Source organism: Streptomyces sp. NPDC029151 (assembly GCF_055564315.1).
Genome location: NZ_JBVHWQ010000004.1, coordinates 289,076 through 305,152 on the forward strand (window position 1 = coordinate 289,076; position 16,077 = coordinate 305,152).

Consider the following 16,077-nt stretch of genomic DNA (forward strand, 5'->3'; position numbering starts at 1 on the left):
AGACCCGGACTACAACGTCCGCAGGACCGTCATCGGTGAGAAGTTTGTTCGAGGTCTCACGGTGAACATCACCGAGACTGCGCCGTCGGCTGGCTGATGCAGAAATGGGAAAGGGCCTCGATTATCCGGGATTCACCGAGGCCCTTCCGCTGGCCTCAGATATCCGGGTTCTCCGAGACCCTTTGGCTAGTTACCGCTGCGCCACAATGCAATGATCGACGGCCCTACGGTGAGCACAAAGGCTACGCCCCCTGCTCCCCAGCCGATGGCGGTCATTACACCGAGTTTTCCCGTAATAGCGACGATATAGGCCACCAGGCCCACGACCGCCGCAAACGCGAAAAGCAACAACACGGTAAGCCGAGACGACTCTCGATTCATTTCCCCTCCTTCGTTAGCGCACGTGCGACTAAAGAACGAGGAGTCAGCCGAACCACTGAGCCGTACTCGGGCTCGATCCTGCCCGGGAGTCAGCCCGGCCAAACACCCAACTGAGATCGATGGAGGAGGCCCATGCTGATTGCGAGCCCCGATGACGTGGCTGTCCGGCTGGGCAGGGACCTCGCTGGGAACGTGGCTGGACGAACGGCACGGCCCCGGTACCTTCATGGGCCTGTTCCGAACGCCGGAGTACTACGACCCCGCCCTGACCGCCTGAGCGGTCCCTCAACGGCCCCCGTCGTGTGCTTCCCCCGTGGCGCATGGCGGGTGCTTTCCGCTGTCCCAGAGCGGCGGTTGGACACGTGACCACGCATGACCAACAGGGGGGAGGAACGGGCAGAAACGCCTGATCAAGGGCTGCAATCGACTCAAGTACTGAGCCCCTGACCGGGCAGCAAAACACCTGGTCAGGGGCCGTTTCCGGTACTAATCAAGCCAGGGGTGGCGGCCCCGGCCGTTGCCTCCGGTCCGGTGCCGGGCGGCCACGTGGCCGCGCCAGGGCTCCAGCCGGTGGCCGGCACCGGCGTCAGGACACCGGCTCCGGGCTCACCGCTCGGCCGACGCCACCCAGCGCAGGCCGTCGGCCGAGGGCACCGGCCCGCCGGAGAACAGCGCCTCCGCCGGATCGAGGTCGTTGCCGAGCGCCGCGTGGACCTGGATCTGGGTGCCCTGCTCCATGACGCTGCCCATGATCTCCGACTGGTACAGCGGGGTGGCGTCGTCCCCGCCGGTCCGGTCGACCCGGGACACCGACCGCTCGAGTTCGCCGGCGGTGTGCTCGAACCGCCTCCGTACCGACTCGGCGTCCACGAAGGCGCCGTCGAGCGAGGCCACCCCGCCCACCAGTTCGACGAACGCCGCGAGCTCCGAGTCCGCGAAGTTGGTGACCTTCTTCGCCTGCCAGAAGTACGACTCGTGGTCGCTGTTCATGTCGTAGAACGACACCAGGAACTCGTAGAACAGACCGAACTCGTGGCGGTACCGGGCATCGAACTCGGCGAAGCTCTCCTCCTCTCCGAGGTCGCCCGCCAGCACGGAGTTGATGGACCTCGCGGCGAGCAGAGCGCTGTAGGTCGCCAGGTGCACCCCCGAGGAGAAGACCGGGTCGATGAAACACGCGGCGTCCCCGATCAGCACCATTCCCGGACGCCAGTAGCTGCTGTTGCTGTACGAGTAGTCCTTCCGGACGCGTACCTGGCCGTACACGCCTTCCGTGACGCGCTCGGCGTCGGACAGCAGGTCGGCGATCCGGGGGCACTTCGCGATGAGGCGCGCGAGCGCTTCGGCGGGGTCGCCCTGCACCGAGTCCGCGAACTCGCGGGTCACCACCGCGCCCACGCTGGTGAGGTTGTCGCCCAGCGGGATGTACCAGAACCAGCCCTCGTCGAAGGCGGCGCAGAAGATGTTGCCCTGCTTCGGCTCGGGCATCCGCTTGCCGCCTTCGAAGTAGCCGAAGATCGCGATGTTGCGGAAGTACTCCGAGTAGGTGCGTTCGCCCCCGGCCCGACGGTGGATCCGGCTCTTGTTGCCGGACGCGTCGACGACGTACCGCGCGTCGACCGTGTGCCGGGCGCCGGCCGCGTCGGTGTAGGCGACCCCGCGGACCCGCTCGCCGTCCTCGATCACCTCGGTCACGGCGCAGTTCTCGCGCACGTCCACCCCGAGCTTGCGGGAGTGCTTGAGCAGGATGTCGTCGAACTTCATCCGCTCGACCTGATAGGCGTAGGAGGTCGGCCCGGCCATCCGCGGCGAGATGGCGAAGGCGAACGACCACGGCTCGGGGCTGCTGCCCCACCGGAAGGTGCCGCCGAGCTTACGGGTGAAACCGGCCCGCTCGATCTCCTCCGAGACGCCCAGCAGCCCACAGATGCCGTGCACGGTCGCCGGCAGCAGTGACTCACCGATCTGGTACCGCGGGAAGGACTCCTTCTCGAGCAGCAGCACCCGATGTCCCTGCTTGGCGACGAAGGACGCGACGGTCGAACCGCTCGGGCCGCCGCCGACCACGACGACGTCGAACTCTTCTGCAGATGACACGGACAATCTCCTTAACTTGTCGGGCGCGTACGCGGTCGCAGCGCAGGCCGCTCACGCCTGCGCGCCACGGCCAGCCGGCCCGAGAGCTTCTCGACCGTGGTCGCGTTGAACAGATCCGGGATGGCGAGGTCGACACTCAGCGTCGACCGGATCCGGGACACCAGCCGCGTCGCCAGCAGCGAGTGGCCGCCGAGCTCGAAGAAGTCGTCGTCGATACCGACCGTCGGCACGCCGAGCAGCTCCGCGAACAGCCGGCACAGCACTTCCTCGCGCTCGTTCCGCGGCCCCCGGCCGCTCCCCGCCCCGGCCCGGCCCGGTGCGGGCAGTGCACGCCGGTCCACCTTGCCGTTCGGCGTCAGCGGCAGCTCGTCCAGCACGACCAGGGCCGAGGGGACCATGTGGTGGGGCAGGGAGTCCTGGAGGTGGGCCTTGACCGCGGCGACCAGGGAGACGGCTTCCGCGGACCGGGACGGGTCGTTGGTCAGCGGCCGGGCTCCGGAACGCTGCGGCCGGTACCCGGTCGTGGGCACCCCGGTCGCGCCGCGCTCCACGAACAGGACGTCGAGCGTCCCGTCCTCGCCCGGAGGCAGCACCAGGGCGCGGTAGCCGGCCCGGCCGGCCGGCCCGGCGAAGCCCTCCGGATCCGGGAGGGCGTCGTCGCGTGCCATCAGCCTGTCCCGAGCGGCCTCCGGCGTTCCGCCGTCGGCCAGTACGCGTACCGCCGCGAGTTCGTGCTCGACCCGCGGGTCGGGGACGCCACGCAGCCGGACGGGCGCGGGGTGCTCCGCGGCCAGCCGGTCCGCCAGCGCGTCCAGGCCGGTGACATCGGCGCCCCAGGTGAGCTCACGGGCGCCGTCGGTGTCGACGCGCTCGTACGGCTGCTTGTGGAGGACGACGTCGAATCGGTGCGCGGTCAGCTCGTTGCGGAACTCCGAGTGCTTGACGCGGAGGTCGGCCGCGGCGTCGAGACCGGTGAAGAAGGCGGGGTCGATCAGCAGTTCCTTCTCCAGGGACACGGCCTGCCCGACCGCCGCACGCACCGCCTCGCCATTCGCCGCGCCGCCCGTGCGGCCCAGCTCGACGGCCGTGCGCAGCCCCTCCAGCAGGTGCATGTTGCGTACGTCGCCGACGAACACCCGCCCGCCCGGGGCAAGCAGCCCGAGCAGACCCCGCAGCACCTTCTCCAGGTAGGCGGCGTTCGGGAAGTACTGCACGACGGAGTTCAGCACCACCGTGTCGAAGTGTCCCGGTGGCAGCCCGTCGAGGTCGTGGGCCGGCTGGACGCGTACCTCGACGCGGTCGGCCAGCCGCGGGTCCCGGGCCACCTGGGCGCGGACCCCCTCGACGATCCGGGGCGAGATGTCGGTGCCCCAGTAGCTCTCGCACTCCGGCGCGATCTTCGCCAGGAGCAGTCCGGTGCCCATGCCGATCTCGAGCAGCCGCTTCGGCCGCAGTCCGAGGATCCGGTCGACCGTCGCGTCCCGCCAGGCGCGCATCTGGTCGACGGGTATCGGCAGGCCGTCGTAGCTGCTGTTCCAGCCCGAGAAGTCGGCGCCGAGCTCGGCCGCTCCCCCGCCGGCGTAGAGCGAGTCGTAGGTGAGCTGCCACTCCTCCACCTGCCGCTCGTCCCGGTCTTTCGCCACGGCGGGATCGTCCCCGCTGGGGACGACATAGCCGACCAGGCGTTTGTCGCCCGGCTGGTCCTCCCGGGGCACCACGACGGCCTGCGCCACGCCGGGGTGGGCGGTCAGCGCCGCCTCGACCTCGCCGAGTTCGATCCGGAAGCCACGGACCTTCACCTGGTCGTCGGACCGGCCGACGAACTCGAGCTGACCGTCGCCGCGCCAGCGGACCACGTCACCGGTCCGGTACATCCGCTCCCCGGGGGCGCCGAACGGGCAGGCCACGAACCGGCCGGCGGTCAGTCCCGGGCGCCGCAGATAGCCGCGCGCCAGCGCCTCACCCGCGATGTGGAGCTCACCGGCCACGCCGGGCGGAGTGGGCCGCAGCCGGTCGTCGAGAACGTACAGCCGGGTGTTGTCCAGCGGACGCCCGATGGGGGGCACAGTGCCGTCGGGGACCAGCGGATCGCTGATGGTGGCGCAGACGGTCGCCTCGGTCGGGCCGTAGGCGTTGACCATCCGGCGGCCGGGTGCCCAGCGGCCGACGATGTCGGCCGAGCAGGCGTCGCCGGCCATGATCAGCATCATCGGCGCGGGCAGGCCGTCGTCCGGCAGGGCCGCGAGCACGGGCGGCGGCAGGGTCACATGGGTGATGCCCTGCTCGTGCATCAGCGCGCTCAGCGCCGGCCCCGGCAGTGTCTTCTCCCTCGGCGCCACGACCAGCGTCCCACCGGCCAGCAGTGCCATGCACATGTCGGAGAAGGCACCGTCGAAGCTGGGCGACGCGAACTGCAGCACGACGCTGTCCCGCCTGACCTCCAGGCGCTCGATCTCGCTGCCCATCCGGCCGGCGATGCCCGCGTGGGAGACCACGACGCCCTTCGGGACACCGGTGGAGCCGGAGGTGTAGATGACGTACGCGGCATGACCCGGCCGCAGGGGCGCCACGCGGTCGTCGTCCGTCAGGTTCCCGTCCGGCAGTGCGCGGACGGCCGAACGGGTCGCCTCGTCGAGGGTGATCCGCTCCAGCCCGGCGGGCAGCGGGACCGTGCTGTCGGCGGCGGTCAGCACACACCGCGGCGCGGCGTCGTCGAGCATGAACGCCACGCGCTCCGCGGGGTAGTCCGGGTCCACCGGCAGATAGGCGGCGCCGGCCTTCAGCACCGCCAGCATGGCCGTGGTCAGCTCGATGGACCGGGGCAGCGCGAGCGCGACGTAGTCGTCCGGCCCCACCCCCCGCGCGGCCAGATGCCGGGCCAGCCTGTTGGCGTTCCCGTTCAGCTCCCGGTAGGTGAGCGCGGTGCCCTCGCAGCGGATCGCGACCGCCTCGGGGGTCGCGGCCACCTGCGCCTGGAAGAGCTCCGGAAAGACCGCCGGGGCGACGTCCCGGCCGGTGTCGTTCCACTCGTGCAGCACCAGCCGCCGCTCGGCGGGGTCGAGGACGTCGACGTCGCTCAGACGTGTCCCGGGATCGGCCGTCATCACCTCGAAGACCCGGACCAGCCGGTCCAGCATCCGCTCGACGGTGGCCGGATCGAACAGCTCGACCGCGTACTCGACCACGCCGGTCATACCGTTCGGCGCGCCCTGCCCGTCGAACTGCTCGAACACGCTGAAGGCCAGGTCGAACTTGGCCGTGTCGGTGTAGAGCTGTCTGGCCTCCACCTCCAGCCCGGGCAGCCGGAACTCGACGTCGGCCAGGTTCTGGAACGCCAGCATCACCTGGAACAGGGGGTGCCGCGACGTCGACCGGCTCGGGTTGAGGATCTCCACCAGGCGCTCGAACGGAAGGTCCTGGTGGGCATAGGCGCTGAGGTCCGTCTCCCGTACCCGCGCGACGAGTTCACGCAGCGACGGGTCACCGCCGAGGTCGGTACGCAGCACCAGGGTGTTGACGAAGAACCCGACGAGCCCGTCCAGGCTCTCGTCGGTCCGGCCGGCGATGGCCGTCCCGATGGGGATGTCGGTGCCGGCACCCAGCCGGCTGAGCAGGGCGGACAGGGCCGCCTGGACCACCATGAACAGACTCGCGTCGCTCTGGCGGGCCAGCTCGGTGAGCCGGGCGTGGAGGCCGGCGCCGATCTCGAACCGCGCGGTGGAGCCCCGGTAGCTGGCGACCGGGGGACGCTGCCGGTCCACCGGCAGCGGCAGCTCCTCCGGCGCTCCGTCCAGCACCGTCGTCCAGTACCGGATCTGCTGGTTGATCAGGCTGTCCGGGTCGTCCTCGGTGCCGAGCAGCCGCTGCTGCCACAGCGTGTAGTCCGCGTACTGGACGGGAAGTTCGGGCGTGCCGTCGTCGAGCCCGGCGGCCCGGGCCTGGTACGCGGCCGCCAGGTCGTCCGCCAGCGGGGCCATCGACCAGCCGTCGCCGGCGATGTGGTGGATCACCAGGGCGAGTACGTGCTCGGTCGGGGACAGCGCGAAGAGCCGCGCCCGCAGCGGCGGATCGACGGCCAGGTCGAACTCCCGGCCGCAGAACCGGGCGACCTCGGCGTCCAGCCCCTGCCGGGTGACGTCGGTGCACGGCAGTTCGGGCCGGACGTCGAGCACCCGCTGGAACGGCACCCCGTCGACCTCGCCGAACACGGTCCGCAGCGTCTCGTGCCGGTCGGTCAGGTCACCGAGCGCCGCGGCCAGTGCCCCGCGGTCGAGCTCGCCGGTCAGCCGCAGCACGGCCGGCATGTTGTACGTCGCGCTCCGGCCCTCCATCTGGCCGAGAAACCACAGTCGGCGCTGGGCGAAGGACAGCGGCAGCCGTTCGGGCCGCTGCGCACGGGTGACGGCGGGCCGCGGTGAACCGCCGACCTCGTCCAGCCGCCGCGCGAGCTCCGCCACCGTGGGTGCGCCGAAGACGTCGCGGACGGTGAGTTCCACGCCGAAGGCCGGCCTGATCCTGGCCACCAGCTTCGTGGCGAGCAGCGAGTGCCCGCCGAGGTCGAAGAAGTGGTCGTCGATGTGCACCTTGGCCGCACCGGTGACGTCCGCGAACAGGCCGCACAGGATCTCCTCGCGCGGACTGCGCGGGGCACGGCCCGTACCGGTGCCGGCGAACCTGGCGGCGGGCAGCGCGCGGCGGTCCAGCTTTCCGTTGGGGGTCAGCGGGAGCCGGTCGAGGACGACGACCGCCGCGGGCACCATGTGCCGGGGCAGGAACGCGCCGACCGACCTCCGGGCCGCCGCGGGGTCGATGGTCCGCCCCTCGTGCGGCACGACGTAGGCGACCAGGCGCCGCTCTCCGGGGACGTCCTCGCGGGCGATCACGGCGGCCTCGCGCACGGCGTCGCCGGCCGCCAGCACGGACTCGATCTCGCCCGGTTCGATGCGGAAGCCGCGGATCTTGATCTGGTCGTCGGCGCGGCCGAGGAATTCGAGCTGGCCGTCGGTACGCCACCGGACGAGGTCACCCGTCCGGTACATCCGTTCGCCCGGCACCGTGGCGGCCTCGGCCGGGCAGGCGACGAACCGCTGCGCGGTCAGCGCCGGCCGGGCCCGATAGCCCCGCGCCAGTCCCGGACCGGACAGGTACAGCTCGCCGGCGACCCCCGCGGGCACCGGGCGCAGCGCGCCGTCCAGCACGAGCACGCGCATGTTGTCGATCGGGCGGCCGATCGGCGGCGTACGGCTGCCGGACAGGGGGTCCGACATGGTCGCGCAGACCGTGGCCTCGGTCGGGCCGTAGGCGTTGAGCACGAGGCGGCCGGGCGACCAGGCGGCGACGACCTCGGCCGGGCACGCCTCACCGGCCAGGTTGAGGGTCAGGTCCGCGGGCAGTTCATCCTGCCGCATCGCGGAGAGGACGGCGGGCGGCAGGGTCACATGGGTCAGGGCGTGCCTGGCGGCCAGCTCGGTCAGGGTGGCACCCGGGACGAGCTGTTCGGCGCGCGCGAGGACGAGTGCGGCTCCGGACAGCAGGGCCATCGACACCTCGGAGAACGCCGCGTCGAAGCTGGGGGACGCGAACTGGAGCACCCGGCTGCGCTCGTCCACTCCCAGCCGGGCGATCTGCCCGAAGGCGAGCGACGCCACACCGGCATGGGTGACGACGACGCCCTTCGGGCGGCCTGTGGAGCCGGACGTGTAGACGACGTACGCCGGGTGGTCCGGCAGCAGCGGGGCGAGCCGGTCGGTGTCGGTGAGGTCCTCGGCCGGGCCGGTGTCCCGGTGGGTGCCGGACCGGCCGTCGAGCGTGATCCGGGGCAGGTCGCCGGGCAGGCCCGCCGGGCTCTGCTCGCCGACGACGACACAGGCGGGCGCGGCGTCCGCGCACATGAAGGCGATCCGCTCCGCCGGGTGTTCCAGATCGAGCGGGAGGTACGCGCCGCCCGCCTTGGCGACCGCGAGCATGGCGGTGATCAGCTCGACCGAGCGCGGCAGTGCCAGTGCCACCACGCTCTCGGGGCCGATTCCGGAGGCGACCAGCGAGCGGGCGAGCCGGTTGGCACGGCGGTTCAGACGGGCGTAGCTCAGCTCGGTGTCCTCGAAGACGACCGCGGTCGCGTCCGGGGTCGCGGCGGCCTGTGCCTCGAAGAGCGCGGGCCAGGTCGCCGCCGGGTGCTCGCGGGCCGTGTCGTTCCACTCGCGCAGCACCCGCCGGCGTTCCGCCTCGTCGAGCAGCTCGATCCGGCCCACCTCCACCCCCGGGTCGTCCGCCATCGCCTGCAGCACGCGCAGCAGACCGCGCTGGTGGGTCAGGAGGTCTTCCCGCCGGTACAGGGCGCTCGCGTCGAAGTCGACGCGCAGCCCCTGTCCCTCGCCACGGTCGTAGACCGTGATCGACAGGTCCTCGACCAGTCCGCCCGCGAGGTTGTGGGAGGTCATCGGGTGACCGCCGAAGCCGCGGTCGTAACTGAACGGCAGAACGTTGACCACGGGGCCGACCAGTGATTCGTCCTCCAGGGACAGCCGCTGGTCGCGGCGCATGTCCTCGTAGCGGTAGCGCTGGTGGCGCAGTGCCTCACGGGCGCGGGACAGCACGTGCCGGGCGAGGTCGGCGCAGCTGAGCCCACTGGTCACGGTCAGCCGCAGCGGCAGCAGGTTGGACACCATCCCGGCGGTCCGGGGGCCGGTGCCCGGCCGTGCCGTCACCGGCAGTCCGAGCACGAGGTCCTGCGCTCCGCTCAGCCGGTGCAGATAGGCGGCCACGGCGGTGAGCACGACGGTGGGCAGCGCCCGCCCGGTGGACTCGGTCAGCCGCCGCTGGAGGTCCGCCCCGAGCTCCACCGAGCAGCGCACCGGCTCGCCGGTCGCGCCGGAGGACCGCTCGGCCAGGGTCACCGGGTCCGGCCGGCCGGTCAGCTGGGCACGCCAGTACTCCTGGTCGGCGGCGAAGGAGTCGGAGGCGCGGTAGTCGCTCTCCTCGTCGAGCAGGCCGCGCAGCGGCAGCGGGTCCGACCGGTCGGCCGGTTCGCCGGCGACGAGCGCCGAGTACACCTCGGCCACGCGGCGGACCACCAGAGCCCCGCTGTAGCCGTCCATGGCGACGTGGTGGAACTGGAAGTACCACTGCCAGTGGTCCGCGGCCAGCTTGAACAGCAGCACGGTGTGCAGCGGACCGCGGGACAGCTCGACCGGCCGGTCCAGGTCGGCGCGCATCCGCTCCAGCGCGGTGCCCGCGGGGTCCGGCAGCGCGGAGACGTCCACGACCTCCACGGCCGCGGCCTCCGCGCCGTCGACGAACTGCCGTGGCCCGTCCGCCTCTTCGGTGAACCGGACGCGCAGCGCCTCGGTCTCCTCGACGACCTGGCGCCAGCCGGCAGCGAACACCTCGGGGTCGACGGGGCCGCGGATGTCGAAGTATTCCGCGATCCGATAGCGTCGGCCGCTGGAATCCATGTGATGTCCGTACCAGATTCCGCGCTGCGCGGCGGACAGCGGCAGCAGGTCACCGCCGATGTTGCTCATTTTCATTCCCGGGGTAGTGGCCGGTGGTCCAGGGCGGCGGACGTCAGGCGGCTTCGCGCAGGCTCTTCGGCCGCATATCGGTCCAGTTCTCCTCGATGTAGGCCAGGCAATCCTTTCTGCTGCTCTCGGCGAGCTCCACGGTCCAGCCATCCGGAACATCGGCGAATACCGGCCAGAGGGAATACTGGCCTTCGTCGTTCACCAAGACGGAGAAGACCGCCTCGTCGTCGTCGAACGGATTCGTCATGAGACCACTCCCTATCGCATCGGCGCGCTCTGACTGCAGACTTGCCCGCGCGGCCGTGTCCCGGCAAGCGGGAGGACAGGACGGGACGGAATGAGACACGGCAGGTGGTGTACCCGCCGGGATCCCGGCTTGTAGTCTGCCGGGCGGACCTGAATTGCTTTTCCCTTCCGAATTGGGGTCGTGCATTGCTTGCTGGGAAAACGAGAAAATCCGGCCGGCGGGTAGTGATCACCGGGCTCGGCGCGGTTTCCAGCATCGGCGCCTCGGTCTCCGAATTCCTCGCCGGGCTGCGCGCCGGCCGCAGCGAGGTCCGGCCCATATCCGCGTTCGACACCACCGGCTTCGAGCACGCCAATGGCTGCGAGATAACCGGGTTCGAACCGGAGCGCTGGATCGAACGGCTCGACCCGGGAGAGCTGGGCCGGGCGGCCCGCTTCGCCGTCTCCGCCGCCAGGATGGCCGCGGACCACGCCGGGCTGAGCCCGCGGGTGCTGGACGCGAGCCGGGTCCTGGTGGCCGTCGGCACCACCGACGGCGAGACCCGCGACCTCGACCGGCTGGTGGCCCAGGACGTCGCGGAACCGGGTGCGACGGCCCCGCGGATCGCCCGCCGCGCCTCCGCCTCACGGCTGTCGACGTCCGTCGCCCGCGAGTTCGCGCTCGCCGACGCCGAGGCGGTGACCATCCCGACGGCGTGCGCCGCCGGCAACTACGCGATCGGCCACGGGCTCGACGCCATCCGCGCGGGCGACGCCGACCTGGCCTTCTGCGGTGGCGCGGACGCTGTCTGCCTCAAGACCTTCGCCGGTTTCTACCGGCTCGGCACCATCGCCCCCGACCGCTGCCGCCCCTTCGACCTCCACCGCAAGGGCATCCTCACCGGCGAGGGTGCAGGGATCCTGGTGCTGGAGAGCCTGGAGTCGGCCCTCGCCCGGGGCGCCCGGATCCACGCCGAGGTACTGGGATACGGCCTCAACTGCGACGCGTACCACCAGGTCGCGCCGCTCGAGGAGGGCGTCGCCGACTGCATGCGGCTGGCGGTCGCCGACGCGGGCGTCACGCCGGACGAGGTGGACCTCATCTCGGCGCACGGCACCGGTACGAAGGCCAACGACAGCACCGAGGCGAGGGCGATCCACGCGGTCTTCGGCGACCGGCCGCCCCGCACGGTGTCGATGAAGTCGATGCTCGGGCACACCATGGGCGCGGCCAGCGCGCTGGCCGCGATCGGCTGCACGATGGCCCTGGAGCACGGCTTCATCCCGCCGACCGTCAACCACACCACGACCGACCCCGAGTGCGGTCTCGACTGCGTGCCCAACGAGTCGGTGCCCGCGGACCTGCGGATCGTGCAGAACAACGGACTCGCCTTCGGTGGCAACAACGCGGTGGTCGTCTTCGGCCGCTACGACGAAGGAGCAGCATGACCGGCATGCGACCCGTCATCACGGCATGGTCGGCGATCTCACCGTTCGGGTTGGGCGCGGACGCCTTCCGGGCCGGGCTGCGCAACGGCGTCCCGGCCCCCGTCTCGTCGGCCGGGACCGCCCCGTACCCGCCCGGCCGGCTGGTCCCGGACTTCGACGCCCGGACCGTGCTCGGCAGGAAGGGCACCCGCTCGATGGACCGGGTCACCGCGCTGTCGGTCGCGGCGGTGGGAGAACTCGCCGCCCGGACGGACGCGTCCGGCACCCCTGCCGGGGGCCCGAGTCCCGGCCTGGTGCTCGGCACCACCGGCAGTGTGCAGTCCACGATGGACTTCACCCGCAGCTCGCTCGACGGCGAACGGCCGTTCTACGTCGACCCGGCTCGCTTCCCCAACACGGTGATGAACTGCGCGGCCGGCCAGTGCGCGATCCGGCACGGGCTCAAGGGCCCGAACGCGACGGTCGCCGGCGGTCGCGCGGCCGGTCTCCTGGCCCTGAACTACGCGCGTCGACTGCAGGCCGGCGGCCGCGCGGGGACGCTGTTCTGCGGCGGCGCCGAGGAGTACTCCGACGCGCGGGCGCGGCTGCACCACCACGGCCGGGGCGGTCCGGACGACACGGTCCTCGGCGAGGGGGCGGCGGTTCTGCGGCTGGAGCCGGCCGGCTCCGCCGTCGCCGAGCGGGACGGTCTTGCGGAGGTCGTCGCGCTGGAGTTCGGCGTGTCCGAGGACCCCGGGGAGATCCCGGCGATCCTGCTCCGCTGTCTGCGCCGAGCGCTGGAGCGGGCCGGAGCCCGGCCCGCGGACATCGCGCTCGCCGCCCCGGGCGCGGCGGACGGTCCGGAACGGGCCGCGCTCCTCGACCTGTTCGGCCGGCAGCCGCCCGCGCGGGTCGACTGCACCGGACTGATCGGCGACGCGGCCGCCGCCGCGGCCTCCTTCCAGGTACTCGCCGTGCTCGTCAGGGCCGAGGAGGACCCGGCGCTGGCCGGCCGTCTGGCGCTGGTGACCGCAGTCGACGACGACGGCACCCTCGGCTGCGCGCTGTTGCGGCCGTATCCCGCACGCTGACCACTACCCGGCGAGGACTCCTTGACCAGAACCAACACCGAAGAGCAGTGGGACGCCATCGTCGTGGGGGGCGGCCTCGGCAGCCTGACCTGCGCCGCCCATCTCGCCGCCGCGGGACGGCGCGTGCTCGTGCTCGAACAGCACGACTGGGCGGGCGGGAACAGCCATGTCTTCCGCCGTCGCCGTGCCTACGAGTTCGACGTCGGCGTGCACTACCTGGGCGACTGCGGACCCGACGGCATCATCCCGGCCATCCTGTCCGGCCTCGGCGCCGGCGACCGGGTACGGTTCCGCGAGCTGGACCGCGACTGCTTCGACCAGATCCTGATCCCCGGGCTGACCCTCGACGTGCCCGCCGACTGGGACACGTACCTGACCCGGCTGGAGCGGGCACTGCCCCAGGACGCGGAGGGCCTGCGCACGTTCACCAGGATCTGCCGGGCCGTCGGCGGCGAGCAACGCTGGGCGCTGCTCACCGATGCCGATCTGCCGCGGATCGCCGCCGGCACCGAGCACGTTCGGGCCTGGGGCCGAAGGCCGCTGACCGAGCTGTTCGACCACTGCGGGCTGTCCACCCGGGCCCGTACGGTGCTCGCCGCCCAGTCGCCGAACTACGGCATGGGTCCCGACGTCGCGACGGTGGCCACCCACGCCATGGTGACCGACCACTACATACGAGGCGCCTATGTCCCGGTCGGCGGAGGCCAGGTGCTGGCCGCGACGCTGATCGAGGTCCTGGAGGCGCACGGCGGCGAACTCCGCACCCGCAGCCGGGTCACCTCGATCGACGTCGCGGAGCGCACGGTCACCGGCGTGCGCCTGGCGGACGGGACGTCGCTCGGTGCACCGCTGGTGATCTCCGGCGCCGACTACCGGCGCACGGTGCTGGACCTGGTCGGCTCCGAGCACTTCAGCCCGCAGATCGTCCGCGCGACGCGGGAGGCGACGGTGGGGCTGCCCTTCGCGACCGTCTACGTCGCCCTCGACCGGCCGCCGGCCCGACAGGCCGAGGCCAACATCTGGTGGTACGCGCAGGAGGACATCGGCGAGCTGTACCGGGGGCTGTACTCGGGGGAACAGCCCGACGACGTGCGTTTCCTCTTCATCTCGTTCGCCTCGCTCAAGGAGCCGGGCGCGCGGCACCTCTGCCCGCCCGGACACGCGAACTTCCAACTGATGACGATGTGCCCGCCGGGCTACCGGCACTGGGGCGTCACGCGCGGACCGGCCGAAGGCGGCCGCTACCGCCGCGAGCCCGCCTACCTGGCGGAGAAGAAGCGCTTCACCGACGCGGTGCTGCGGGCCGGTGAGCGGGTGCTGGGGCCGTTCCGGGACCACATCACCCACCTGGAGCTGGCCACGCCGCTGACCCAGGAGCGGTACACGCTCTCCACCGGCGGATCCCCGTTCGGCCTGGCCACCTGGGGCGCCGCCGGCGCCCGGCCGGACACCTCCACCGGCGTCAAGGGCCTGCACGTCGTCGGGCAGAGCACCCGCTACGGCAGCGGCATCACGGGCGTCATGGTCGGCGGAACGGCCTGCGCGTCCCGGATCCTCGGCCGGCCGCTGCTGACCGAGGCGCACGCCGGCGCGGTCTTCGGCGACCCGGGCCGGCTGCCCGCGCGCGCCGCGGGATGGGACCCGCTCGCCGTCTCCCGGGGTGCCGCGAGGCGGGACGCGCGCGGACTGGCCAAGGTGGACTGAGGCCGGAAGGAGCGGGGGGAGGTCAGCGCTTCACGGCGAGCGTCAGGCCGTCGGCGAACGGCAGCATGCACAGGTCGACCCGGTCGTCCTCGCGTAGCTTCGCGTTGAAGGCGCGCAGCGCCCGCGTCTCGTCGTCCTGGACCGACTCGTCCACGACCAGCCCGGACCACAGCACGTTGTCCGCGGCCAGCAGGCCGCCCGGCCGCAGCAGGGTCAGACCGTACTCGTAGTAGGTCTCGTAGCCTTCCTTGTCCGCGTCCAGGAACACGAAGTCGTAGGCGCCGGCCGCACCCTCCTCCTCGACGAGCGCGGCCAGGCTCTCCCGGGCGTCGCCGATCCGGAGGTCCACCTTGTCCGCGACGCCCGCCCGCTCGCAGTGCCCGAGCGCGGTCCTCGCCCACTCCTCGCTGATGTCGCAGGCCGTGACACGGCCGTCGGCGGGCAGGGTCAGCGCCGTGCGCAGCAGGCTGTAGCCGGTGAAGACCCCGACCTCCAGGGTCCGCTTCGCGCAGATGGCCCGGAGCAGCACGGACAGGAACTGGCCTTGCTCGGGCGAGATCTGCATATTGCGCTCGTCGAGCCTCGACGTCTCCTCCCGCAGCTCGCTCAGCGGCGCCGGTTCGGACAGCGAGACGTCCGCGATGTAGTCCTGGAGCTCCTCGGTGATGCTGACCTGGATCCTCATGTCGTCCTCTCGGTGTGATGTCGGCCGGCCGGGAAGGTCACAGCCGGGTCAAGAAGCGCTGCACCTCGGCGACCAGGTGGTCGATCGATTCGGCGGCGAAGAGCACCGGCATGCAGTCCGTGTCGTCGAAGTCCTGCGCCACGATGTCGGCGGTGTCGAACGCCCGCAGCTCCACCTTGTCCAGCGACTCCATCTCCGCGACCGAGGACAGCAGGGCCGCACCGCACACGCGGGGACGGCCGTCCTCGTACACGACACCGGTCTCCATGGCGAACCAGAAGACGTGGACCAGGTCCCGCATGGCATCAGGTGCGGACACCCGGCGGGCGGCCTCTCCGAAGCTCCGGTACAGGTCCGCGAAGACGGGGTCACCCAACATCACGGCGTGGCCGACGAGTTCGTGCAGGACGTCCGGTTCCGGGGAGTGGTAGGGCGACTCGGGCCGCCGCAGGTACTGCGTCGCGTGGAACCCGCTGTCCGCGAACGTGCCGAGGAACCGCGCCGCCGGGACGGTGCCTTCGGCGGGCCTCAGGTGGAAACCGGTCAGCTCGGTCAGCACCGGGGAGACCTCGGCCAGTTGCGGAACCCGCCGCCGCTCCAGGACGACCGCCTCGGCGGCCCGCCGGTAGTTCGCGCACGCCACTTCCTCGTGCAGTGAACTCAGTTTGGCGGTGACCGTCTCCCAGAGGGCGTCCTCCTCCTCCGTATATGCAATGACCGGCAAAGGTTCACCGGGTTGCCATTCCCTGGCCTTTTGCTGACGTATGGCCTTTCGGCGCTCGTATTCATCAGTCATCGCGACCTGTTTCCCCCGTCGCCTCGGTGGTGCGGCACAACTCCCCCGCATAGCCCGCCGATCACACTAGACCACGGCTGCTCGGGCGGGATACGCGAAGCGGCTGTCTCGTTCCGTCCCGTGCCGTCCACAACCTTGCGGGACAGC

At 71.8% G+C, this 16,077-nt stretch carries 10 protein-coding genes; 4 read left to right on the plus strand and 6 right to left on the minus strand.

The window, feature by feature from the left end; all coding sequences use genetic code 11:
- Nucleotides 1-186: 186 nt before the first annotated feature.
- Entirely contained in the window at nt 187-381 is a 195-nt protein-coding gene (locus ACZ4VF_RS17840; protein ID WP_467926899.1) for a hypothetical protein, read from the minus strand.
- A gap of 151 nt (nt 382-532) precedes the next feature.
- Between ACZ4VF_RS17840 and ACZ4VF_RS17845 the strand changes: the two genes are divergently transcribed.
- Nucleotides 533-658 (plus strand): hypothetical protein, encoded by a 126-nt coding sequence (locus ACZ4VF_RS17845; RefSeq protein ID WP_467926901.1) that lies wholly within the window; start codon nt 533-535, stop codon nt 656-658.
- A gap of 329 nt (nt 659-987) precedes the next feature.
- Here the strand turns inward: ACZ4VF_RS17845 and ACZ4VF_RS17850 are convergent, their stop codons facing one another.
- Genes ACZ4VF_RS17850 through ACZ4VF_RS17860 form a run of 3 tightly spaced genes read right to left on the minus strand, consistent with a single transcriptional unit; the run spans nt 988 to nt 10,248 of the window.
- Entirely contained in the window at nt 988-2,478 is a 1,491-nt protein-coding gene (locus ACZ4VF_RS17850) for an FAD-dependent oxidoreductase (RefSeq protein WP_467926902.1), read from the minus strand.
- Between the two features lie 11 nt (nt 2,479-2,489).
- Nucleotides 2,490-10,001 carry an amino acid adenylation domain-containing protein gene (locus ACZ4VF_RS17855; RefSeq protein WP_467926904.1) on the minus strand — a complete coding sequence of 2,504 codons (7,512 nt, stop codon included), beginning with the start codon at nt 9,999-10,001 and terminating at the stop codon, nt 2,490-2,492.
- Nucleotides 10,002-10,044: 43 nt separating this feature from the next.
- Nucleotides 10,045-10,248, minus strand: coding sequence for an MbtH family protein (locus ACZ4VF_RS17860; RefSeq protein ID WP_467926905.1), 204 nt, complete (start codon nt 10,246-10,248; stop codon nt 10,045-10,047).
- 224 nt (nt 10,249-10,472) lie between these two features.
- On the opposite strand from ACZ4VF_RS17860, the gene ACZ4VF_RS17865 reads away from it, so the two are divergent.
- Genes ACZ4VF_RS17865 through ACZ4VF_RS17875 form a run of 3 tightly spaced genes read left to right on the plus strand, consistent with a single transcriptional unit; the run spans nt 10,473 to nt 14,449 of the window.
- Nucleotides 10,473-11,675 carry a beta-ketoacyl-[acyl-carrier-protein] synthase family protein gene (locus ACZ4VF_RS17865; protein ID WP_467926907.1) on the plus strand — a complete coding sequence of 401 codons (1,203 nt, stop codon included), beginning with the start codon at nt 10,473-10,475 and terminating at the stop codon, nt 11,673-11,675.
- A complete protein-coding gene (locus tag ACZ4VF_RS17870; protein ID WP_467926908.1) occupies nt 11,672-12,745 on the plus strand; it encodes a beta-ketoacyl synthase N-terminal-like domain-containing protein in 1,074 nt (357 codons plus the stop codon). Before ACZ4VF_RS17865 ends, ACZ4VF_RS17870 begins: the two co-directional genes overlap by 4 nt.
- Before the next feature lie 21 nt (nt 12,746-12,766).
- The gene (locus ACZ4VF_RS17875; protein ID WP_467926909.1) at nt 12,767-14,449 is read left to right on the plus strand and encodes a phytoene desaturase family protein; all 1,683 of its coding nucleotides are present in this window, start codon (nt 12,767-12,769) and stop codon (nt 14,447-14,449) included.
- 22 nt (nt 14,450-14,471) lie between these two features.
- Here ACZ4VF_RS17875 and ACZ4VF_RS17880 read toward each other — a convergent pair whose 3' ends face one another.
- Both ACZ4VF_RS17880 and ACZ4VF_RS17885 read right to left on the minus strand, forming a co-directional pair.
- A complete protein-coding gene (locus ACZ4VF_RS17880; RefSeq protein ID WP_467926911.1) occupies nt 14,472-15,134 on the minus strand; it encodes an O-methyltransferase in 663 nt (220 codons plus the stop codon).
- Between the two features lie 37 nt (nt 15,135-15,171).
- The gene (locus ACZ4VF_RS17885) at nt 15,172-15,981 is read right to left on the minus strand and encodes a phenylalanine 4-monooxygenase (protein WP_467926912.1); all 810 of its coding nucleotides are present in this window, start codon (nt 15,979-15,981) and stop codon (nt 15,172-15,174) included.
- Between the last annotated feature and the right edge of the window lie 96 nt (nt 15,982-16,077).

Excerpts from the sequence above, each read along its gene's own strand:
- ACZ4VF_RS17885 (WP_467926912.1), bottom strand. The coding sequence starts at position 15,981 with ATGCGGGGGAGTTGTGCCGCACCACCGAGGCGACGGGGGAAACAGGTC.
- ACZ4VF_RS17870 (WP_467926908.1), top strand. The coding sequence starts at position 11,672 with ATGACCGGCATGCGACCCGTCATCACGGCATGGTCGGCGATCTCACCG.
- ACZ4VF_RS17840 (WP_467926899.1), bottom strand. The coding sequence starts at position 381 with ATGAATCGAGAGTCGTCTCGGCTTACCGTGTTGTTGCTTTTCGCGTTT.
- ACZ4VF_RS17845 (WP_467926901.1), top strand. The coding sequence starts at position 533 with ATGACGTGGCTGTCCGGCTGGGCAGGGACCTCGCTGGGAACGTGGCTG.
- ACZ4VF_RS17860 (WP_467926905.1), bottom strand. The coding sequence starts at position 10,248 with ATGACGAATCCGTTCGACGACGACGAGGCGGTCTTCTCCGTCTTGGTG.
- ACZ4VF_RS17855 (WP_467926904.1), bottom strand. The coding sequence starts at position 10,001 with ATGAGCAACATCGGCGGTGACCTGCTGCCGCTGTCCGCCGCGCAGCGC.
- ACZ4VF_RS17880 (WP_467926911.1), bottom strand. The coding sequence starts at position 15,134 with ATGAGGATCCAGGTCAGCATCACCGAGGAGCTCCAGGACTACATCGCG.